12 protein-coding genes and 1 pseudogene are annotated in these 22684 nt (G+C 66.7%); 7 read left to right on the top strand and 6 right to left on the bottom strand.

Features of this window, described 5'->3' with window-relative positions; genetic code table 11:
* Positions 1 to 160: 160 nt before the first annotated feature.
* The 5 genes from MXC11_RS03710 to MXC11_RS03690 all read left to right on the top strand — a co-directional run bounded on the left by MXC11_RS03710 (position 161) and on the right by MXC11_RS03690 (position 9782).
* Positions 161 to 1900, top strand: coding sequence for a potassium/proton antiporter (locus MXC11_RS03710; protein ID WP_250005521.1), 1740 nt, complete (start codon positions 161 to 163; stop codon positions 1898 to 1900).
* Between the two features lie 63 nt (positions 1901 to 1963).
* Entirely contained in the window at positions 1964 to 5284 is a 3321-nt protein-coding gene (mscK, locus tag MXC11_RS03705; RefSeq protein ID WP_250005520.1) for a mechanosensitive channel MscK, read from the top strand.
* Positions 5281 to 6744: a protein adenylyltransferase SelO gene (gene selO / locus MXC11_RS03700; RefSeq protein WP_250005518.1), complete on the top strand. Its 1464-nt coding sequence runs from the start codon at positions 5281 to 5283 to the stop codon at positions 6742 to 6744. The genes mscK and selO overlap by 4 nt, the downstream gene beginning before the upstream one ends.
* Before the next feature lie 169 nt (positions 6745 to 6913).
* Positions 6914 to 8704 (top strand): SLC13 family permease, encoded by a 1791-nt coding sequence (locus MXC11_RS03695; RefSeq protein ID WP_250005516.1) that lies wholly within the window; start codon positions 6914 to 6916, stop codon positions 8702 to 8704.
* Positions 8705 to 8969: 265 nt separating this feature from the next.
* Entirely contained in the window at positions 8970 to 9782 is an 813-nt protein-coding gene (locus MXC11_RS03690) for a universal stress protein (RefSeq protein WP_250005514.1), read from the top strand.
* 5 nt (positions 9783 to 9787) lie between these two features.
* Here the strand turns inward: MXC11_RS03690 and MXC11_RS03685 are convergent, their stop codons facing one another.
* Positions 9788 to 10552: a ParA family protein gene (locus MXC11_RS03685; protein ID WP_250005511.1), complete on the bottom strand. Its 765-nt coding sequence runs from the start codon at positions 10550 to 10552 to the stop codon at positions 9788 to 9790.
* Positions 10553 to 10670: 118 nt separating this feature from the next.
* Here MXC11_RS03685 and MXC11_RS03680 point away from each other — a divergent pair, with 118 nt between their 5' ends.
* Both MXC11_RS03680 and MXC11_RS03675 read left to right on the top strand, forming a co-directional pair.
* Positions 10671 to 11870, top strand: a complete 1200-nt coding sequence (locus MXC11_RS03680) for an MFS transporter (RefSeq protein ID WP_250005507.1) — start codon at positions 10671 to 10673, stop codon at positions 11868 to 11870.
* A gap of 48 nt (positions 11871 to 11918) precedes the next feature.
* Positions 11919 to 12302 (top strand): annotated as a pseudogene (locus tag MXC11_RS03675) (LLM class oxidoreductase); the annotation flags it as partial.
* Between the two features lie 106 nt (positions 12303 to 12408).
* Here MXC11_RS03675 and hemE read toward each other — a convergent pair.
* From hemE to aroB, 5 genes are all read right to left on the bottom strand, one after another.
* Positions 12409 to 13476: a uroporphyrinogen decarboxylase gene (hemE, locus tag MXC11_RS03670; RefSeq protein WP_250005504.1), complete on the bottom strand. Its 1068-nt coding sequence runs from the start codon at positions 13474 to 13476 to the stop codon at positions 12409 to 12411.
* A gap of 116 nt (positions 13477 to 13592) precedes the next feature.
* A complete protein-coding gene (locus MXC11_RS03665; RefSeq protein WP_250005501.1) occupies positions 13593 to 15011 on the bottom strand; it encodes an FAD-dependent oxidoreductase in 1419 nt (472 codons plus the stop codon).
* Between the two features lie 101 nt (positions 15012 to 15112).
* A complete protein-coding gene (gltB, locus tag MXC11_RS03660) occupies positions 15113 to 19558 on the bottom strand; it encodes a glutamate synthase large subunit (RefSeq protein ID WP_250005498.1) in 4446 nt (1481 codons plus the stop codon).
* 241 nt (positions 19559 to 19799) lie between these two features.
* Complete coding sequence (locus tag MXC11_RS03655; protein WP_250005495.1) at positions 19800 to 21488, bottom strand: AAA family ATPase; 1689 nt, start codon at positions 21486 to 21488, stop codon at positions 19800 to 19802.
* 61 nt (positions 21489 to 21549) lie between these two features.
* Positions 21550 to 22647, bottom strand: a complete 1098-nt coding sequence (gene aroB, locus MXC11_RS03650; protein WP_250005492.1) for a 3-dehydroquinate synthase — start codon at positions 22645 to 22647, stop codon at positions 21550 to 21552.
* Between the last annotated feature and the right edge of the window lie 37 nt (positions 22648 to 22684).

Genomic DNA, 22684 nt, shown 5'->3' with positions numbered 1-22684 from the left:
CGGGCGAGTTTACCAGCCGGCTTGCCCGGCGCAGAGCCGTGCGCGCCGGCGGCCGCTCACAGCGGCAGTTTTTATCAACCGCCACGGCATCCACAGGTAGAATCGACACGGCACGCTCGGCGTGCGCCCTTCCCGCCTGCGTGCCTTCGGAGATTGCCCCTTGGATGCCGTCACCATCAACAGCCTGCTCCTGATCGGCGCCCTGCTGGTCGGCGCCAGCATTCTGGTCAGCGCCGTTTCAGCCCGTATCGGCATCCCGGTGCTGGTGATCTTTCTGGGCGTCGGCATGCTGGCCGGCGAGGATGGCATCGGCGGCATCGCCTTCGATAACTACCCGCTGGCGTATCTGGTCAGCAACCTGGCGCTGGCGGTGATCCTGCTCGATGGCGGCATGCGTACCCGGGTGGCGACCTTCCGGGTGGCGCTGTGGCCGGCGCTCTCGCTGGCCACCCTGGGGGTGGCGCTGACGGCCGGGATGACCGGGCTGATGGCCGCCTGGCTGTTCGATCTGAGCCCGCTGCAGGGCCTTTTGATCGGCGCCATCGTCGGCTCGACCGATGCGGCGGCGGTGTTCAACCTGCTCAATGGCAAGGGCCTCAATGAGCGGGTCGGGGCGACGCTTGAGATCGAGTCGGGCAGCAACGATCCGATGGCGATGTTCCTCACCGTCGCGCTGATCGGCATGCTCGCGTCCGGGCAAAGCGACTTTGGCTGGGGATTCCTGCTGGATCTGCTGCAGCAGTTCGGTCTAGGCATCCTGATCGGCCTGGCCGGCGGCGCATTGCTGCAACAGCTGATCAACCGCATCAGCCTGGCCGATGGCCTGTACCCGCTTTTGGCGGTCAGTGGCGGGCTGCTGCTGTTTGCCATCAGCAGTGCGCTGGGCGGCAGCGGCATTCTCTCGGTGTATGTCTGCGGCCTGCTGCTGGGCAACCGGCCGATCCGCAACCGCCACGGCATCCTGCACATGTTCGATGGCCTGGCCTGGCTCAGCCAGATCGGCATGTTCCTGGTGCTCGGCCTGCTGCTCACCCCGCACGCTCTGCTGCCGATCGCCCTGCCGGCGCTGTCTCTGGCGCTGTGGATGATCTTCGTCGCCCGGCCGCTGGCGGTGTTCATTGGCCTGGCACCGTTTCGCAGCTTCGCGCTGCGCGAGCGGCTGTTCATCGGCTGGGTCGGCCTGCGCGGCGCGGTGCCGGTGATCCTTGCGGTCTTCCCGCTGATGGCGGGGTTGCCCCAGGCGCAGTTGTATTTCAACGTGGCGTTCTTCATCGTGCTGGTCTCGCTGCTGCTGCAGGGCAGCACCCTGCCGTTTGCGGCCCGCAAGGCGCGGGTCGAGGTGCCGCCGCAGCCCTCGCCGATTTCCCGCGCCGGCCTGCAGATCCACCCGACCAGCGAGTGGGAGCTGTTCATCTATCGCCTGCGGGCGGATCGCTGGTGCGTCGGTGCGCCGCTGCGTGAGCTGAAGATGCCAGAAGGCACCCGCATCGCCGCGCTATTTCGCCGCAAGGAGCTGCTGCACCCCAGCGGCAGCACCCGTCTGGAGGCCGGCGACATCCTCTGTGTGATCGGCCATGAGTACGATCTGGAAGCACTTGGCAAACTGTTCAGCGAGGCGCCGCAGCGTGACCTGCGCTTCTTCGGTGACTTCATCCTTGAGGGCGACGCCCAGCTTGGCGCGATTGCCGCCCTGTATGGCCTGAGCCTTGACGGGCTGGCGGCCGACGAATCCCTGGCCACGCTGCTGGCCGAGCGGATCGGCGGGGAACCGGTGGTGGGCGACCAAGTCGAATGGGCCGGGCTGATCTGGACGGTGGCGCAGATGGATGGCAAGCGTGTCCGCAAGGTCGGCCTGCGCATTCCCGGCGGCAAGCCGCCGGGTGCCGGCCTGCTCCTCTGATGCCCCGACTTATCCGGCTAGATGGCTGCGTCTTCCCTCATTTTTGCTCTGGAACCCTTCGTCATGCTGTTAGCGCGCCTGCTTCCCCTTCTGCTGCTCCTGCTGCTTGGCTCAGGCCAGGCGATCGCCCAGTTATCAGCGGGACTGCCCACGGCAGAGCAGGTGCGCGGCCAGCTGGAAACGCTGGAGGCACGCAAGCTGCCGGAGGCCGAGCAGCGCCTGCTGCAGGACAGCCTGCAGAAAACCCTCGAACACCTGGAGCGCCTGCGCAGCGCCGAGCAGCAGATCGAGGCCTTGCGCCAGCGCCTGAAGGCCGCGCCGGCGCAGATTGCCAGCGCCCAGCGCGAACGCGCCGCCCTGCCGGCGCCGGACCCTGCTGCGCTGCTCACCGAGTACGCGACGCAGCCGATCGAGGCGCTGGAGCGCCAGCTGGCCGAGCGCCTGCAGCGCCTCGGTGAACAGCAGGAGCAGTTGTCCCAGGCAGCCAATGCGCTGATCGAGGCGCAGACCCGCCCCGAGCGCGCCCAGAGCGAGCTCAGCGCCAACCAGGTGCGCAGCCGGGCCATCGAGGACACCCTCAAGTCGGTGCGCGACAAGGGCGTGGTGATGCCGATCGAGCAGCAGAACATGCTGCGCGCCGAGCTGGCTGCGCTGGAGACGCTCTCGCGGCTGCGCAGCGAGGAGCTGGCCAGCAACAGCGTGCTGCAGGATCTTTCCAGCAGCCAGCGCGACCTGCTGGCCCAGCAGGTCGCCCAGCGGGAAGCCGAGGTGCTGGCCCTGCAGAACACCCTCAACGACAAGCGCCGCGCCGAGTCGGTCGAGGCCGCCGCCCAGCTCACCCGCGACAGTCAGGGCAACCCGCGCGGCAGCCTGCTGCTCACCCAGTCGGAGCTGAACCTGGCGCTCAGCGACTACCTGCTCAAGGCCACCGAGCGGGCCAATGTGCTGGTGCGGCGCAACATCGAAACCCGCCAGCAGCTCGACAGCCTCAAGCAGACCGCCCAGGCTCTCGATGAGCAGATCGCCGTGCTGCAGGGCAGCCTGCTGTTGACCCGCATCCTCTACCAGCAAAAGAACGCCCTGCCCAAGGTCAGCATCTACGCCAAGCTGGCCGATGAGATTGCCGACCTGCGCCTCTACCAGTTCGAGCTCAACCAGCGCCGCGCCGAGATCGCCAACCCAGCGCAGTACATCGACACCCTGCTGGCCAGCCAGCCGGCAGGCAGTGTCAGCGACGACCTGCGCCTTGAGCTGGACCAGCTGGTACGTGGCCGCCTGGAACTTCTGGACCGGCTGAACACCGAGCTAGGCAACCTGCTGACGCAGGCCATCACCCTGCAGCTCAACCAGAAGGAGCTGCTGGCCACCAGCGCCGCCCTGAGCCGCACCCTGGACGAGCAGATGTTCTGGATTGCCAGCAACAAGCCACTGGATCTGGACTGGTTCCAGGAGGTGCCCCAGCGCCTGCAGCGCCAGCTTGAGGCGCTGCCGGTGATGAGCAGTGCCACGGCCGTGGGCAAGGGCCTGCTCGCCCAGCCGCTCTTGTTCGTGCCGCTGGTGCTGCTGCTCGGTTTGCTGCTCAGCGGGCGGCGCTGGCTGCGCGCGCAGCTCGATCAGATCAGCCAGAAGGTCCACCATCCGGGACGCGATAACCAGCTGGCCACCCCGCTGGCGATCGGCTGCCATCTGCTGTTGGTACTGCCCCTGCCGCTGATCATCGCCGCCTGCGGCGTGCTACTGGTTCAGGACCCTCAAGAGAGCACCACGGTGTTCGGCGCGGCGCTGCTCAAGCTGTCGCTGGCCTTGCTGGTGTTCGGCGTGGTCTACCGCCTGCTCGCGCCGGGCAGTGTCGCCGAGCAGCATTTCCGCTGGCCCCCCGAGCAGGTGCAGACGCTCTATCGTCAGGTACGCAAGCTGGGTCTAGTGGTGATGCCGATCGTGCTGGTGGTGAGCATTGCCGAGCAGCAGCTCTCGGGACTGGCCGAGGACGTGCTGGGAATCTTCATCGTGCTGGCCGGCTTCCTGCTGATGAGCGCCATCTTGCTGCGCATCATGCTCAGCCAGCCGCCGTTCTTCGGCTCGCGCATCGTGCACTTTATCGCCGCCCTGCTGCTGGTCGGCCTGCCGCTGGCCCATGTGTTCTTGGTCGGTTCGGGCTACTACTACACCGCCCTCAAACTGACCGGCCGCCTGCTCGATACCCTCTACATCATCGCCGTGTGGGTGGTGCTGCAGGCCACGGTGATCCGCGGTCTGGCGGTGGCCGCTGGCCGGCTGGCCCTGCAGCGCGCCGAGGCGCGCCGCCTCAGCCAGGCACTGGAGGGGGCCGAAAGCGGTGACACCCTCGCCGAGCCGACCCTGGCACTGGAGCAGATCAACCAGCAGTCTCTGCGCCTGACCCGCCTGACCCTGATCCTCGCCTTCGTCGGCCTGTTCTATCTGGTCTGGGCCGATCTGCTGGCGGTCTTCACCTACCTCGACTCGGTGACCCTCTACGACTACACCAGCGTCAACGGTGAGCAGGTTACTGTGGTGCCGATCAGCCTCAGTGACTTCCTGGGTGCGCTGGTGATTCTGGCGGTGACCGTGGTGCTGGCCCGCAACCTGCCGGGCCTTCTGGAGATGCTGGTGCTCTCGCGCCTGCAGCTGGCCCAGGGCAGCGCATACGCCACCACCACCCTGCTCTCCTACAGCATCATGGCCTTCGGGCTGGTCAGCACCCTGTCCACCCTGGGGCTGAGCTGGAACAAGCTGCAGTGGCTGGTCGCGGCACTGTCGGTGGGGATCGGCTTTGGCATGCAGGAAATCTTCGCCAACTTCATCTCCGGCCTGATCATTCTGTTCGAGCGCCCGGTGCGTATCGGCGATGTGGTGACCATCGGCAACCTGTCCGGTTCGGTGAGCAAGATCCGCATCCGCGCCACCACCATCACCGATTTCGACCGCAAGGAAATTATCGTCCCCAACAAGACATTCATCACCAGCCAGCTGATCAACTGGTCGCTGAGCGACACCGTGACGCGGGTGACCATCAAGGTCGGGGTGGCCTATGGCTCGGATCTGGAGCAGGTGCGTCGCCTGCTGCTGGAGATCGCCCGCAGCAACGCCCGGGTGCTCAAGGAGCCGGATCCGCAGGTGCTGTTCCTGACCTTCAGCGAAAGCACCCTCGATCATGAGCTGCGCATCCATGTGCGCGAGCTGGGCGACCGCAACCCGGCGATCGACGAGATCAACCGCGAGATCGACCGGCAGTTCCGCGAACACGGCATCGAGATCGCCTTCCGCCAGCTGGATGTGTTCATCAAGAATGCCGCCGGCCAGCAGCTGCAGCTGGTCAAGGAACAACCGCTGCCCAGCGCGGCACCGACTCAGGACACGCCGTGAAGACCCTCGACCAGCTGACCTTCGACAACCGCTTCGCCCGCCTCGGCGATACCTTCTCCACCGCGGTGCTGCCCGACCCGCTGGAGCAGCCGCGCTTGGTGGTGGCCAGCGCCAGCGCCCTGGCGCTGCTGGATCTGCCCCCCCAAGAGGCCGAGCGCCCCGAGTTCACCGCGCTGTGCGCCGGCCAGCAGCTGTGGAGCAGCGCCGAGCCCCGGGCGATGGTCTACTCCGGGCATCAGTTCGGCCATTACAACCCGCAGCTTGGCGATGGGCGCGGGCTACTGCTCGGCGAGGTGCTCAACAGCCGGGGCGAATACTGGGACCTGCACCTCAAGGGCGCCGGCTCCACGCCGTTCTCGCGGATGGGCGATGGCCGCGCCGTGCTGCGCAGCAGCATCCGCGAGTTTCTCGCCAGCGAGTACCTGGCGGCGTTGGGTATTCCCACCACCCGGGCGGCCTGCGTGGTGGCCTCCAGCACCCCGGTCTGGCGCGAGCGTCAGGAAAGCGCCGCGACCCTGCTGCGCCTCTCGCCCAGCCACCTGCGCTTTGGGCACTTCGAGTTCTTCTACTACACCCGCCAGCACGACGCCCTGCGCCAGCTGGTCGAGCATGCGCTGGACTGCCACTTCCCGGCCTGCCGCGAGGCGGAGCAGCCGGTGGCGGCGCTGCTCACCGAGGTGGTCGAGCGCAGCGCCGAGACCCTGGCGCTGTGGCAGGCCTACGGTTTCTGCCACGGAGTGATGAACACCGACAACATGTCGCTGCTCGGCCTGAGCTTCGATTTTGGCCCCTACGGCTTTCTCGATGACTTTGACGCCGGGCACATCTGCAACCACTCCGACGACAGCGGCCGCTACCGCTTCGAGAATCAGGTGCCGATTGCCCACTGGAACCTCTCGGCGCTGGCCCAGGCCCTCACCCCGCTGGCGCCGGTCGAGGCGCTGCGCGCGGCACTGGCGCTGTTCCTGCCGTTTTACCAGGCGGTATACCTGGATCGCATGCGCCGCCGGCTGGGCCTGCGCCAGGCCGAGAGTGGCGATGAGGTGCTGATCCAGCGCCTGCTGGCCCTGATGCAGCAGGGCGGCGTGGACTACAGCCTGTTCTTCCGCCGCCTGGGCGATCAGCCGGCCGCCGAGGCGCTGCGCGTCCTGCGCGAGGATTTCGTCGATCTGGCCGGCTTTGATGCCTGGAGTAGCGACTTCCTCACCCGCCTGAGCCACGAATCGCCCGAATCCGAGGCGGAGCGCCGCACGCGGATGCACGCGGTGAATCCACGCTATCTGCTGCGCAACTATCTGGCCCAGCAGGCCATCGCAGCCGCCGAGCAGGGTGACTACGCCCCGGTGCGCGAACTGCACGCCGTGCTGAGCCGGCCCTTCGATGAGCAGCCGGCCCTGCAGCACTACGCGCAGCGCCCGCCGCACTGGGGCAAGCATCTGGCGATCAGCTGTTCCTCGTGAAGTACACGCAGGTCAGGTGCCCTTCTGTGGCGGCGCCTGACCAGCCAAAAATACATATAAACCTTCCCAAACATTCTTGGACGATCTAAGGCGAGGCTCTTATCTTTGCCGGTGCCGTGCGCGCTGCGCCGGTTTGCTACCCCTCCCGAGATTCGCTCCAAGGATGCCCATGCTCCCGGAATCCCTGTCCCTCTGGTTCGTCGCTGCCCTGCTGGTGTGGATCCTGTTCGCCTTTGTGCGCGAGAAGTGGAGCCCAGACATCGTCGTGGCCATTGCCGTGGCGGCGCTACTGATCAGCGGGCTGCTCGAACCCCGGGAAGTGCTGGGCGTGCTGTCCAACTCGGCGCCGATCACCATCGCCTGCATGTTCGTGCTCTCCGCGGCCCTTGAGCGCACCGGCTGCATCGACACGCTGGGCAACTGGCTGGGTGAGCGGGTCGGCACCAGCCCGACCCGGGTGCTGGCCGGCATCACCATCACCGCGCTGGTGGTCTCCGCGTTTCTCAACAACACCCCGGTGGTGGCGATCCTCACCCCGGTGGCGATTGCGCTGGCCAAGCGGGCTGGCACCCTGCCCTCCAAGCTGCTGATTCCGCTCTCCTACGCCACCATCCTCGGCGGCAGCCTGACCATGATCGGCACCTCCACCAACATCCTGGTCGATGGCGTGGCGCGCAAGGCCGGCATCGAGCCATTTGGCATGTTCGAGATCACCGGCGCCGGACTGATCCTTGCCGCCGTCGGCATGCTCTACCTGCTGACCATCGGCAAGCGCCTGCTACCCGCGCGGGAAACCCTCTCCAAGCAGCTGCGCCCGGACCTTGAGCGCACCTTCATGAGCGAGCTGCGGGTGCCCGGCAGCTCGCCAGTGATCGGCAAGAGCATCGCCGAGGCCAACCTCAACGGCGGCAGCGGCCTGCAGGTGCTGCAACTGGAGCGCGGTGGCGAGCAGATCAGCCGGCCGGCCCATGATTTTGTCCTGCAGACCGGTGACCTGCTGCTGGTGCATGGCCAGGTCAGCGATGTGCTGGAGCTGCGCGGCAGCAATCACCTGACCTTCAACACCGGCGAGGCCTTCGAGACCCTGAGCGATCAGGACGCGGTGCTGGCCGAGGCCATCGTCGGGCGCAACTCGCGCTACAGCCACCGGCCAATGCGCGATCTGGACCTGACCGCCCGTTACGGCATCAACGTGCTGGCGGTGCACCGACAGGACGAAAACATCCAGGGCAATCTCGACGACTTCCAGCTGCAGTTTGGCGATGTGATGCTGGTCGAGGGCACGCCGGCGCAGATCAAGCGCTTTGCCGACAATGGCGAGCTGATCAGCCTGAATGCCGTGCAGGAGCGCAGCTATCGCCGCGAAAAGGCACCGATTGCCCTGCTGACCACCGCGGCGGTGATGCTGTTGGCTGCACTCGGCATCATGCCGATCGAGGGGCTGGCAATCATCGGCACCGCGCTGGTGCTGGCCACCCGCTGCCTGGATGTGGACGACGCCTACAAGGCGGTGGACTGGAAGATCCTCAGCCTGATCTTCGGCATGCTGGCGGTGAGTGTGGCGATGGACAAGGTCGGGCTGGTGCGGCTGCTGGTGGAAAACGTCATGGGCTGGCTGCCCTGGGCCGGGCCGCTGCTGATGCTGTCGCTCATCTACCTCTTTACCTCGATCTTCACCGAGATACTGTCCAACAACGCGGTGGCGGTGCTGGTCACGCCGATTGCCATCGGCATGGCCGAGCATCTGGGGGTGGATCCGCGGGCCTTTGTGGTCGCGGTGATGTTCGCTGCCAGCGCCAGCTTCGCCACCCCGATCGGCTATCAGACCAATACCTTTGTGTACAACGCCGGTGGTTATCGCTTCAGTGATTTTCTGCGGATCGGCATTCCGCTGAACATCCTGCTCTGGCTGGTCGCAAGCCTGGTGATCCCGCTGTTCTGGCCGCTGACGCCGCTGTGAGGCGGCGCCAGCGATGCCTTAGATACACGGCACAAACGGTACGCCCGAGCAGCCACTGAGCAGCAATGCGGTGGCAAACAGCGCGGCAAGACGCAGCATGATGAGATTCCTTGTGCAAACCATCGGTTAGGAGGATGCGGCCGTACCTGTTCGCACGGCCGCGGGCGGCATCCTAACGGCCCGCCCTTGATCGGCGCTACACCAAGCCCTGCATTCATCCAGGGCGCCCGCCCCAGACCATCGTGAGCCGGTTCAGGCATACTGAATGCCCCTTCACGACGATCCCTGCCCCATGCTCAAGCACCTACTCATCGCCCATGACCTCAGCGCTGAAGCCGATCTGGCCCTGCAACGCGCCGTAGCGCTCGCCCATCAGCTGGGCGCGCGCCTGACGCTGCTGCATGTCCGTGGCGAGCAGGATGAGCTGGGCGCCGTGCGGGCACAGCTGAGTGATCGTCTGAACAGTGCACACGGCATCGAGGCGCGCCTGCACATCGCCCACGGCGCCGTGGTGCCTGAAGTGCTCAGCGCACTGCACAGTCTGGAGGCAGACCTGCTGCTGGTCGGGCGCCACCACCGCGCGGTCGCCGAGGGCTTTGCCGGCACCACGCTGGAGCAGATCGCCCAGCGCTGCACGGTGCCGCTGCTGCTGGCGGTCCAGTCCGCGCCCTGGCAGTCCGCGCTGGCCGCGCTGGACTTTTCGCCCTGTGCCAGCCGCGCCCTGCAGCTGAGCGCCTCACTGCTGACCGCGGAAGCCCGCCTGCAGGCGCTGCATATCCACGAAGTGGCGCGCCTGCAGGCCGATGATGATCCGGCCGCACTGGCGTTTGAGCGTGACCTGTTCGACACCCTGCTAGCCGAGGAAGTGCGGCACCTGCCCGCCAGCGCCCCCCGCCTACAGGCGTGCTGGCGCGCCGGTGAGCGTGAGCAGTGCCTGCAGCAGGTGCTGGCGGAAACCGCCCCGCAGTTGCTGGCACTCGGTCAGCACGGCCGCGGCGCGCTGAGCGATACCCTGCTCGGCAGCCTGGCGCTGCAGTGGCTGCGCGAGCCGCCCTGCGATCTGCTGCTGGTGCCCTGAGCAGCTCAGCCCGTGAGGTGCGCGTGCAGGGCGACGAACTGCTCGGTCAGCTTGTGGCGCGGATCCAGATGGATCAGCGGGATGCACACCTCATGGGATTCACGCATCTTCACCGAGCTGTGCAGGTACACCGGCAGCAGCGGCAGCCCTTCGGCCTGCAGTTCGCTGAGCATCTGCCGGGGTAGCGCGGCGCGCGGCTGGAACTGATTGACCACAATGCCCTCGACCTGCAGCGCCTCGTTATGATCCTCGCGCAGCTCGTCGAGTTCGGCGAGCAGCCCGTACAGTGCCTGGCGGGAGAAGCTGTCGCAGTCGAAGGGAATCAGCACCTTGTCGGCGGCAATCAGCGCTGAGATGGTGTAGAAATTCAGCGCCGGCGGCGTGTCGATATAGATCTGCTCATAGTCCTCGGCCAGCTCGTCGAGCAATTTGCGCAGCTTGTTGATCTTGTGTTTTTGCTCGAGCTTGGGCTGCAGATCGGCAAGCTCCTGCCCGGCGGAGACTACATCGAGGTTGGTAAACGGGGTGTTGAGGATCTTCACCCGCGGCTTCTTGCCGGCACTGCCGGCCAGCACCTGACGGAAGAAGTCGTCGATGCCGAGCGGAATGTCTGCGCCACTGAGCCCGGTCAGGTAATGGGTGGAGTTGGCCTGGCTGTCCAGGTCGATCAGCAGGGTCCGGTAGCCCTCTGCGGCGCTGACCGCCGCCAGGTTGCAGGCAATGCTGGATTTGCCCACGCCGCCCTTCTGATTGAAAACCACACGTCGCATCGATTCCTCCGATTGCCAATACAGGTATCGACGCAGTCTAGTCGAAACCACTCGCCGCTCGTCACCGCAGCGGCGAGAATGCGTCCGCAGCGCCTTTGCCGCCAAACCGGGAGCCACCATGGGCGAGCCCTTGTACATCGAGAAGGACACACCGGCCTTTCGCCGCACCAGCGCGGCGCTGTTTGCCGGTGGGTTTGCCACCTTCGCCCTGCTCTACTGCGTGCAGCCGATGCTGCCGGTGCTGGCCGCGCACTTTGCCCTGAGCGCGGCGCAGAGCAGCCTGGCGCTCTCCGTGACCACCCTGGCCCTGGCCATCGGCCTGCTGTTCACCGGCCCGTTGTCGGATGCCATCGGCCGCAAACCGGTGATGGTCAGCGCGCTGCTGGCCGCCGCACTCTGCACCCTGCTCGGCCCGCTGATGCCCAGCTGGAGCAGCTTCCTGCTGATGCGCGCCCTGCTCGGCGCCTCGCTGAGTGGGCTGGTGGCGGTGGCGATGTCCTACCTCAGCGAGGAGATCCACCCGCTGCATCTGGGCCTGGCGATGGGCCTGTACATCTCCGGCAATGCACTGGGCGGCATGAGCGGCCGCCTGCTGAGTGGCGTGCTGGTCGATTACCTCTCCTGGCAGGCGGCGATCGCCACGCTGGGCGCCCTGGCGCTGCTCGCCGCGCTGCTGTTCGCCCGCCTGCTGCCGGCTTCGCGGCACTTTCAGCCGCTGGCCCTGCATCCGGCCACCCTGCTGGCCGGCCTGCGCCAGCATCTGGGCGATCGGGGCTTGCCGTGGCTGTTTCTCGAGTCGTTTTTGCTGATGGGCAGCTTCGTCACCCTGTTCAACTACATCGGCTACCGTCTGCTGGAGGCGCCCTATCAGCTGAGCCTGAGCCTGGTCGGGCTGCTGTCGCTGGTCTACCTCTCCGGCACCTACAGCTCGACCCAGGCCGGGATCCTCGCTGACCGGCTTGGCCGGCACCGGGTGTTCTGGCCGTCGATCCTGGTGATGCTCGCCGGCCTGCTGCTGACCCTGGCCAGTGCGCTGTGGCTGGTGTTGTGCGGCATGCTGCTGTTCACCTTCGGCTTCTTTGCCGCCCACTCGCTGGCCAGCAGCTGGGTCGGCCAGCGTGCCCGTCAGGCCCGCGGCCAGGCCGCCTCTCTGTACCTGTTCAGCTATTACCTAGGCTCCAGCATTGCCGGCACCCTGGGTGGACTGTTCTGGCAGCAGGCCGGCTGGTGGGGCGTCGGCCTGTTCATCACCGCCCTGCTGCTGATCGCGCTGGCGGTGGGCGTGCACTTGGCCCGCCTCGCGCCGCCGGCCGCCTGAGCCTGCACCCTGTCCTTTTGATTGGAGCGTCGATGAGCCTTCTGTCCCGTATACCGCGAGCACTTCCAGCCCAGCGCCGTGCTCGATAAGCCCCATGTAATGATCGGCGTGCCGCTGATCGCCGCACCCAGCGACGAGGAAGCCACATTGCTCGCCACCACCGCCTACCAGCGGGTGCTGTGCCTGCTGCGGGGCGAGAACACCGCGCTGCGCCCGCCGGTCACGTCGATGGCCCCGCTCTGGCAGCCCCACGAGCAGCAGGCGGTCGGCGAGTTTCTGGGGCTCGCGGTGATTGGCGGCCCGGATAAGGTGCGGGCGCGTCTGGAGGTGCTGCTGGAGCAGACCGGCGCCGATGAGCTGATCTTCACCGGCGATATCTATGAGCCTGAGCTGCGCCAGCGCAGCTTCTCGATCGCCGCGGACCTTGGCTGAGCACGGCGCCCGAAGCACGGTGCCCGGCGCCCACAAACAACAACGCCGCAGCCGTTGCGGGCTGCGGCGTTAGCGGAATAACCGGCACCGGACGGCGCGGGCTCACTCACGCATGGTAAGGCGCCGACAGCTCATGAACCGCCTCGAAGAAGGCCGCCGCATGGGCCGGATCGACCTGCGGGGTGATGCCATGCCCGAGGTTGAACACATGGCCTGAGCCGGCGCCATAGGCCTTGAGGATGCGCGCCACCTCGGTACGGATCGCCGCGGGTGTGGCGTATAGCACGCTCGGGTCCATATTGCCCTGCAGGGCCACCTTGTCGCCGACCCGGGCACGGGCCTGACCGATATCGCAGGTCCAGTCCAGCCCCAGCGCCTCGGCACCGGTCTCGGCCATCGACTCCAGCCACAGGCCGCCGCCCTTGGTGAACAGGATCACCGGCACGCGCCGGCCCTCGTGTTCACGGATCAGCCCGTTGACGATCTTCTGCATGTAGGCCAGCGAGAACTCCTGATAGGCCGCAGCCGATAGCGAACCGCCCCAGGAGTCGAAGATCTGCACCGCCTGCGCGCCGGCGCGAATCTGCCCGTTCAGGTAGGCGGTCACCGAATCTGCCAGCTTGCCCAGCAGCGCGTGCATCGCCTGCGGGTCGCTGTAGAGCATCGCCTTGGACTGGCGGAAATCCTTGCTGGAGCCGCCCTCGACCATGTAGGTGGCCAGCGTCCAGGGGCTGCCGGAGAAGCCGATCAGCGGCACGCGGCCGTTCAGCTCGCGGCGGATGGTGCGCACCGCATCCATCACATAGCCCAGATCCTGCTCGGGATCGGGGATCGGCAGCGCCTCGATATCGGCCAGGCTGCGGATGATCTTGCGAAAACGCGGCCCCTCGCCGGTCTCGAAATACAGGCCCTGGCCCATGGCATCGGGGATGGTCAGGATGTCGGAGAACAGGATCGCCGCGTCGATCTGCGGGTAGCGATCCAGCGGCTGCAGGGTCACCTCGCAGGCCAGCTCCGGGTTCTTCATCAGGCTGACGAAGTCACCGGCCTTGGCGCGGGTGGCGCGGTATTCGGGGAGGTAGCGGCCGGCCTGACGCATCATCCACACCGGGGTGACATCGACGGGCTGCTTGAGCAGGGCACGCAGGAAACGGTCGTTCTTCAGGGCGGTCATCACGGCCTCCGGGGAAAGTCAGGCCGGCATTGTCGCAAAGCGTCCGCCGCCTGCGCAAAGCAAAAGGCACGGCGGGTGCCGTGCCTTTTGTCGCGGGTGGCGCGGGATTCGCCGGCTCAGACGTTCAGGTAATCGAGAATCCCCTCGGCGGCCTGACGACCTTCAAAGATCGCGGTCACCACCAGATCCGAGCCGCGCACCATGTCGCCACCGGCGAAAATCTTCGGGTTGCTGGTCTGGAACTTGAACGCGCCCTGCTCCGGTGCAATCACCCGGCCGGAGTCGTCGGTCTGGATGCCGAACTGCGCAAACCACGGCGCAGGACTTGGGCGGAAGCCAAAGGCGATCACCACCGCATCCGCCGGCAGGATCTCCTCGGAGCCCGGGATCGGCTCGGGACTGCGCCGGCCACGGGCATCCGGCTCGCCGAGGCGGGTTTCCACCACCTTGACGCCCTCCACCCGGCCCTCGCCGACGATGGCAATCGGCTGACGGTTGAAGAGGAACTTCACCCCCTCCTCCCGCGCGTTCTTCACCTCACGGCGCGAGCCGGGCATGTTCTCTTCATCACGGCGGTAGGCGCAGGTCACGCTCTGCGCGCCCTGACGGATCGAGGTGCGGTTGCAGTCCATCGCCGTGTCACCCCCGCCGAGCACCACCACCTGCTTGCCGGCCATGTCGATGAAATCGGCCGGCGACTTCTCAAAGCCGAGGTTGCGATTGACGTTGGCGATCAGAAAATCCAGCGCGTCGTACACGCCGGGCAGATCCTCACCCGGGAAGCCGCCCTTCATGTAGGTGTAGGTGCCCATGCCCATGAACACCGCATCGTAGTCGGCCAGCAGCTGCTCCATGGTCACATCCTTGCCCACCTCGGTATTGAGACGGAACTCGATGCCCATGCCGGTGAACACCTCGCGGCGGTGGCTCATCACGTGCTTTTCCAGCTTGAACTCGGGGATGCCGAAGGTCAGCAGCCCGCCGATTTCCGGGTTCTTGTCGAACACCACCGGGGTCACGCCGTTGCGCGCCAGCACATCGGCGCAGCCAAGGCCGGCCGGCCCTGCGCCGATGATCGCCACACGCTTGCCGGTCGGCACCACCTTGGACATGTCCGGACGCCAGCCCATAGCAAAGGCGGTGTCGGTGATGTACTTCTCCACCGAGCCGATGGTCACCGCGCCAAAGCCGTCGGCCAGGGTGCAGGCACCCTCGCAGAGGCGATCCTGCGGGCAGACGCGGCCGCAGACTTCCGGCAGGGTGTTGGTCTGGTGGCTGAGTTCGGCGGCGGCGAGGATGTTGCCCTCGGAAACCAGCTTCAGCCAGTTGGGGATGAAGTTGTGTACCGGGCACTTCCACTCGCAGTACGGGTTGCCGCACTCCAGGCAGCGATGCGCCTGCTCGGTGGCCTGCTCGGCCTTGAAGGGTTCATAGATCTCGATGAACTCCTTCTTGCGCTGGCGCAGCAGCTTCTTTTTCGGATCCTTGCGGCCGACCTCGATGAACTGGAAGTCGTTATGCAGACGCTCAGTCATATCAGAACCTCTTGGCAGCAGCCGCAGGTCGCGCCTGCGGCTGTGAAACTCATCTGGGTGACCGGGCCGCAGGTGCGTGGCGGCCACGGCCGGGCGCGGCCTTACTGCGGGTTGGCGCGGGTGCTGGACAGCAGGGTCTTGAGGCTGGCGGCCTTGGGCTTGACCAGCCAGAAGCGCCGGCTGTAGTCGTCAAGGTTTTCCAGCACCTCGCGGCCCCAGGCGCTGGCGGTTTCCTCGACGTACTCGACCAGCACGCGGCGCAGGTGGGTACGGTAGGCCTCCATCGCCTCGCCACTGATGCGCTGCAGATCGACCAGCTCATGGTTGACCCGATCGAAGAAGCTGTTGTCCTCATCCAGCACGTAGGCAAAGCCGCCGGTCATGCCCGAGCCGAAGTTGTAGCCGGTCTTGCCCAGCACGCAGACAAACCCGCCGGTCATGTACTCGCAGCAGTGATCGCCGGTGCCTTCCACCACCGCGTGAGCACCGGAGTTGCGCACCGCGAAGCGCTCACCCGCGGTGCCCGCCGCAAACAGCTTGCCGCCGGTCGCGCCGTACAGGCAGGTGTTGCCGACAATCGCCGACTCCTGGCTCTTGAGCAGACTGCCGGTCGGCGGGGTGACGACGATCTTGCCGCCGGTCATGCCCTTGCCGACGTAGTCGTTGGCATCACCCTGCAGATAGAGGTTGAGGCCACCGGCGTTCCATACGCCAAAGCTCTGCCCGGCGGTGCCCTTGAAGCGGAAGCTGATCGGTGCGTCCACCATGCCCTGGTTACCGTAGCGGCGGGCGATCTCCCCGGAGATGCGCGCGCCGATCGAGCGGTCGCAGTTGCACAGATCCAGCACAAACTCACCGCCCTGCTTGGCCTCGATCGCCGGCAGCGCCATCTCGACCATCCGCTCGGCGAGCAGGCCCTGGTCGAACGGCGGGTTCTTCTCCACCGCGCAGAACTGCGGCTTGTCGGCCGGGATGTGATCGCTGCCGAGCAGCGGGGTCAGGTCCAGATTGCCCTGCTTGGCGGTCTGCCCCGGCAGCACTTCCAGAAGATCGGTGCGGCCGATCAGCTCGGCGAGACTGCGCACGCCCAGTTTGGCCAGCCACTCGCGAGTTTCCTCGGCGATGAAGGTGAAGAAGTTCATCACCATCTCGACGGTGCCGATGAAATGCTCCTTGCGCAGCGCATCATTCTGGGTCGCCACGCCGGTGGCGCAGTTGTTCAGGTGGCAGATGCGCAGGTACTTGCAGCCCAGCGCGATCATCGGCGCGGTGCCAAAGCCAAAGCTCTCAGCGCCGAGGATCGCCGCCTTGATCACGTCAAGGCCGGTCTTCAGGCCGCCGTCGGTCTGCACCCGCACCTTGCCGCGCAGGTCGTTGCCGCGCAGGGTCTGGTGTGCCTCGGCAAGGCCCAGCTCCCACGGGGAGCCGGCGTACTTGATCGAAGTCAAAGGCGAGGCGCCGGTGCCACCGTCGTAGCCGGAGATGGTGATCAGATCGGCATAAGCCTTGGCCACGCCGGCGGCGATGGTGCCAACGCCCGGCTCGGCGACCAGCTTGACCGAGACCAGCGCCTGCGGGTTGACCTGCTTGAGGTCGAAGATCAGCTGCGCCAGATCCTCGATCGAGTAGATGTCGTGGTGCGGCGGCGGCGAGATCAGGGTCACGCCGGGCACCGCGTAGCGCAGGCGAGCGATCAGGCCGTTGACCTTGCCGCCCGGCAGCTGGCCGCCCTCACCGGGCTTGGCGCCCTGGGCGACCTTGATCTGCAGCACTTCGGCGTTGACCAGGTACTCGGGGGTGACGCCGAAGCGCCCGGTGGCCACCTGCTTGATCTTCGAGCTCTTGACTGTGCCGTAGCGGGCCGGATCCTCACCGCCCTCGCCGGAGTTGGAGCGCGCACCCAGACGGTTCATCGCCTCGGCCAGTGCCTCGTGGGCCTCCGGCGACAGCGCGCCGAGGGAGATGCCGGCGGCATCAAAGCGCTTGAAGATCGCGCTGAGCGGCTCGACCTGCTCCAGCGCCAGCGGCTGCTCGACCGGCTTGACCTTGAGCAGGTCACGGATCATCGACACCGGGCGCTGATCGACCAGCGCGCTGTACTCACGGAAGCGCGCGTAGTCGCCCTGCTGCACGGCTTCCTGCAGCAGACGCACCACGTCCGGGTTGTAGGCGTGGTATTCGCCGCCATGCACGAACTTGAGCAGACCACCCTGCTGGATCGGCTTGCGCGGATTCCAGGCCTCGCGGGCCAGCAGCTGCTGCTCGGCCTCAAGGTCCGCAAAACGCGCGCCCTGAATGCGACTGGCCACGCCACGGAAGCACAGCTCGACCACCTCGTCCGAGAGGCCGATGGCCTCGAACAGCTGGGCGCCGCGGTAGGAGGCCACGGTGGAGATGCCCATCTTGGAAAGGATCTTCAGCAGGCCTTTGGAGATGCCCTTGCGGTAGTTCTTGTAGGCCTCGCGCAGATCGCCAAGCACCTCGCCGCTGCGGATCAGGTCGGCTAGTACCTCGTAAGCCAGGTAGGGGTAGACCGCGGTGGCGCCAAAGCCGATCAGCACCGCAAAGTGGTGCGGGTCGCGCGCGGTGGCGGTCTCGACCAGGATGTTGCTGTCGCAGCGCAGGCCCGTCTCGGTCAGGCGATGATGCACTGCCCCGGCGGCCAACGCGGCATGCACTGGCAGTTTGTCCGCCGCGATCTGCCGGTCGGAAAGCACCAGCAGCACCTTGCCGGCACGTACCGCCGCTTCGGCCTGATCGGCGATGCGCCGCACGGCAGCTTCCAGACCTTCGTCAGGCTGGTAGTTGAGGTCGATGATCTCGCGCTCGAATCCCGGGCGCTCAAGGTGCATCAAGGTGCGCCACTTGGCTGGCGAGATCACCGGGGTGTTGAGGATGGTGCGGTTGGCGTGCTCGGCGGTCTCCTCGAACACATTGCGCTCGGCGCCCAGACAGGTCTCCAGCGACATGACAATCGCCTCACGCAGCGGGTCGATCGGCGGGTTGGTGACCTGGGCGAACTGCTGGCGGAAGTAGTCGTAGGGCGAGCGCACCCGCTGGGACAGTACTGCCATCGGCGTGTCATCGCCCATCGAGCCGACTGCCTCCTGACCCTGTTCGGCCAGCGGACGCAGCACCTGGTCACGCTCCTCGAAGGTGACCTGGAACAGCTTCATGTACTGCTTGAGCGCCTCGCCTTCCAGTAGCGGCCCACCCTGATCATCGTCCAGGCTGGACTGGATGCGCAGGGCATTCTGACGCAGCCACTGACGGTATGGGTGGCGCGACTTGAGGCGGTTGTCGATGTCGGCGGTGTGCAGCACCTGACCGGTTTCGGTGTCCACGGCGAGGATCTGCCCCGGGCCGACGCGGCCCTTGGCGATCACATCTTCCGGGGCGTAGTTCCACACGCCGACCTCGGAGGCCAGGGTGATGTAGCCATTCTTGGTGGTGACCCAGCGCGCCGGGCGCAGGCCGTTGCGATCGAGCAGGCACACCGCATGGCGACCGTCGGTCAGCACCACGCCGGCCGGGCCGTCCCAGGACTCCATGTGCATGGAGTTGTATTCGTAGAAGCTGCGCAGCTCGACATCCATGGTCTCGACGTTCTGCCAGGCCGGCGGAATGATCATGCGCAGGCCGCGGAACAGGTCCATGCCGCCGGTGACCAAGAGTTCGAGCATGTTGTCCATGCTCGAGGAGTCGGAGCCGGTGCGGTTGACCAGCGGCGCGATGTCCTCAAGGCCGGGCAGCAGCTCGTTGGCGAACTTGTTGCGCCGCGCCACCGCCCAGTTGCGGTTGCCGGTGATGGTGTTGATCTCGCCGTTGTGCGCCAGGAAGCGGAACGGCTGGGCCAGCGGCCAGCGCGGCAGGGTGTTGGTGGAGAAGCGCTGGTGGAACACCGCAATCGCGGTTTCCAGGCGCGGATCGCCAAGATCCGGGAAGAAACTGGCGAGATCCGCCGGCATCATCAGGCCTTTGTAGATGATGTCCTTGGCCGACAGGCTGCACACATAGAAGTCGGCATCCTCCTTGAGTGCCACCTCGGCGCGGCGGCGGGCGAAGAACAGTTTGATGGCCATCTGCGCATCATCAAGCCCTTCACCGCTGACAAACACCTGCTCGATGCGCGGCAGGCACTCCAGCGCCAGGCGACCGAGCACCGAGGTGTCTACCGGCACCACGCGCCAGCCGACCAGCGTCAGGCCCTGGGCGAGGATCTCGCGGTTCAGCACCTCGCGGGCGTAAGCGGCGCGCGCTGCATCCTGATTGAGGAACACCATGCCGACCGCATACTGCTCGGGCAGGTGCACGCCAAACTGCTCGGCGGCCAGCACCCGCAGAAAACGGTCAGGTTTTTGCATGAGCAAACCACAGCCGTCACCGGTCTTGCCGTCTGCGTTGATGCCGCCGCGGTGGGTCATGCAGGTCAACGCCTCGATGGCGGTCTGCAGCAGATGGTGGCTCGGCTGGCCCTGCATGTGGGCGATCAGACCGAAGCCGCAGTTGTCCTTGAATTGCTCGGGTTGGTACAGACCTGGGTTCATGGGCACTCTCACCGGCTAACTTCTGGGAAATTCGGAATTTATTGCGGCATCTTGCAGGGATATTTGACTAATCCAGCGGGATCATCCCCAGCGCTTATTGCTGCATTGTAGCGCGGCGCACGCGACTGAAAAAGCCAAAATGGCGCAAAAATATAAATTTCATGTCCCATAAGTGAAACAAAAAAGCCGGTGATGCATTCTGGTGCATCACCGGCTTTTCCATGCGCCATCAAGGTGCAGCTTAGCGGCCCGCCTGACGAATCTCCTGCTGAATGCTGGCAAATGTTCGCGGCCACGGTTTGCCAGCCTGCAGCCGCGCCGGCAGCGCCGCCACCGCCGCGCGCGCGGCCGACGCATTGGCAAAGCGCCCGTAGGTGACCACATACAGCGGCTGACCCTGATGCACCTTGCGGAAGTAGTGATAGCCCGCGCCAGCGCCCGCCAGCTGCCGGGCCGACGCCTCGGAGCGGGTGCCCATCAGCTGCAGGGTGTACTGACCGACCGGCTGCCCCAGGTACCAGCTGTTGTCCCCCGCGCTGCCTGTCGCGGCAGGTGCGGGAGCGGGCGCCGGTGCCGGAGGCGTGGCCCGGGCGGTCGGTGCCGCAGCAGGTGCCGGGGCGGGTGCCGGACGCGCCGGCGGCGGCGTCACCGGTGCGGGCTTGGCGGCCACCGGCGCAGGGGCTGGCGCGGGCGCCGGTGCAGGTGCCTGGGGTGCCGGCGCACTGATCGCCGCGGAAGCCGGTGTCGGTGCGGGCGTGGGTGCCGGCGGCGTCACGGCCGGGGCAGACGCCGCGGCGGCCGGCGCCGGTGTTGTCGGAGCCAATGGCAGCACGTTGCCCGCCGCGCTGGGCTGCGCCGCATGCACGGCATCCAGCTCCGCGCCCTGGGTGCGTGCCACCTCGCGGGCCAGCGGCTCGCGCAGCAACGGCTGGGCCTGACCGGCCAGCGGCAGCGGTACGCTCTGTCCATCGGCAAACACGATGGCCGGTGCCTCAGCCACCGGCGCGAGCGCCTCCTCGGCCGCCGGCACGCTGGCCGGATCACCGCTCAGACGCGCCAGCCAGTCCAGTCCATTGCCCTGCTTGCCGAACAGCACCAGCGCACCCAGCATCAGCAGCACGCCCAGCACCGCCAGCACATGGCGTCGCGGCAGGCCAGCGCTGGCCGCTCCGGCGCGGGCACCGCCTGCTTCCTCAGCCAGGAGCGCTTCGTGCAGCACCTCGGCGGCCACCCGGTTAATCTCACCGGGCCAACCCGCGGATTCCTCGTGGATGCGCTCCAGCTGCTCGCTGTCAAACACCGCTTCAAGGCTCTGCTTGGCGCCCTCGATGCGCTGCGCGAGATAAGCGCAGGTCTCGGGGAAGCTGTAGGGCGAGAGGTGCATGACCTGACAGCGCTCGCTTTCGCCGAGCATGTCCAGGCGCGGCAGCAGGGTCTCGCGGGCGAACAGGAACACATGGGCGCGGCCATCGCGGTCACCGACCGCCAGCTGCACCAGCGCCTGCAGGGCATCGTCATGCAGGCGCTCGGCGTCATCGACCAGCAGATAGACGGTCTGCCCTTCCTGGGCCAGACGCGCGACCTGACCGAGCAGCCCGTCGCAATCGGCATAGTGCCCGCCCAGCCCCTCACTGAAATGCTGCAGCAGATCACGAGCCGTGGCGTACTGGCGGGCCGTGGCCACCAGGCACAGCACGTTATGCTTGTTGCTGCTGGCCACCAGCGCCTGGCGCATCAGGGTCTTGCCGCTGCCCTGCGGGCCACAGACGATCTGCACCAGCGCCATGCGCTGCGAGCGCTGGTGCAGCTCGGTCAGCAGCGGCTTGCGCCGGGCGGCGAAGAAGCGAAAGCCCGGCACCCGGGCACTGAAGGGGTTGTGGCTGAACTGGTAGCGCTCGATGAGAGCCTCGTCGGCCGACAGGCTGGTCATAAGGGTCTCGCTTCCTTTGCAGTCAAAAGGCCCCGGCACAGCGCGGGGCCAGAGGGAAAGATCAGGCTTGCGCGGTCAGGGCCGCGTAGTCGGTGCTCAGCGTGGCGTCCAGCGCCGCACGCGGGTAGTCGGCTGTCACTACCGCCTCCCCCAGCCCGCGCAGCAGCACCAGACGCAGCTGACCATCGAGCACCTTTTTATCCACCGCCATGTGGCGCAGGAAGTCCTCAGGGCTCATCGAGGCCGGCGGCACCAACGGCAGCCCGGCGCGGCCCAACAGGCGGATGCCGCGATCACGCGCCGGCGCATCGATCCAGCCGAGGCGCTGCGACAGCTCCAGCGCCATCACCGTCCCGGCGCCCACCGCCTCGCCGTGCAGCCAGGTGCCATAGCCCATCTCGGTCTCGATGGCGTGGCCGAAGGTATGGCCGAGGTTGAGGGTGGCGCGCACCCCGGACTCGCGCTCGTCGGCATTCACCACCCGCGCCTTGGCGGCGCAGGAGCGCTCCACCGCCTCGGCAATCGCCTCGCCATCGAGGGCGCGCAGGGCGTCCATGTGCTGCTCCAGCCAGGTGAGGAACGGCTCATCGCAGATCAGCCCGTACTTGATCACCTCGGCAAGGCCGGCCGACAGCTCGCGCGCCGGCAACGTCGCCAGGGTCGCGGTGTCGATCACCACCGCCTTGGGCTGGTAGAAGGCACCGACCATGTTCTTGCCCAGCGGGTGATTGATGCCGGTCTTGCCGCCCACCGAGGAATCCACCTGGGACAGCAGGGTGGTCGGCACCTGGATGAAATCCACCCCGCGTTGGTAGCAGGCGGCGGCAAAGCCGGTCATGTCGCCGATCACCCCGCCGCCCAGCGCAATCAGAGTGGTGCGCCGGTCGTGGCGCACCTCAAGCAGGCCATCGAAAATCAGCTGCAGGGTTTCCCAGTTCTTGAACGCCTCGCCATCGGGCAGCACGATCGGCGTGACCTGATAGCCCTCAAGCGTCGCCAGAAGGCGCTGAAGATACAGCGGCGCCACGGTCTCGTTGGTGACGACCGCCACCTGACGACCCGCGATGTACGGGCTGAAGCACTCGGCACAATCCAGCAGGCCGGTGCCGATGAAAATGGGGTAGCTGCGCTCGCCAAGATCGACGTTGAGAGTCCGCATAAAGTCCTCGTTACGAAAAGGTGGAGCGTCGGGCAGC

Origin of the sequence: Pseudomonas eutrophicaquae (assembly GCF_023544715.1) — a bacterium.
Classification (GTDB): Bacteria; Pseudomonadota; Gammaproteobacteria; order Pseudomonadales; family Pseudomonadaceae; genus Geopseudomonas.
The sequence above is the reverse complement of the archived record's forward strand: the minus strand, read 5'-3'. Positions and strand labels throughout refer to the sequence as shown.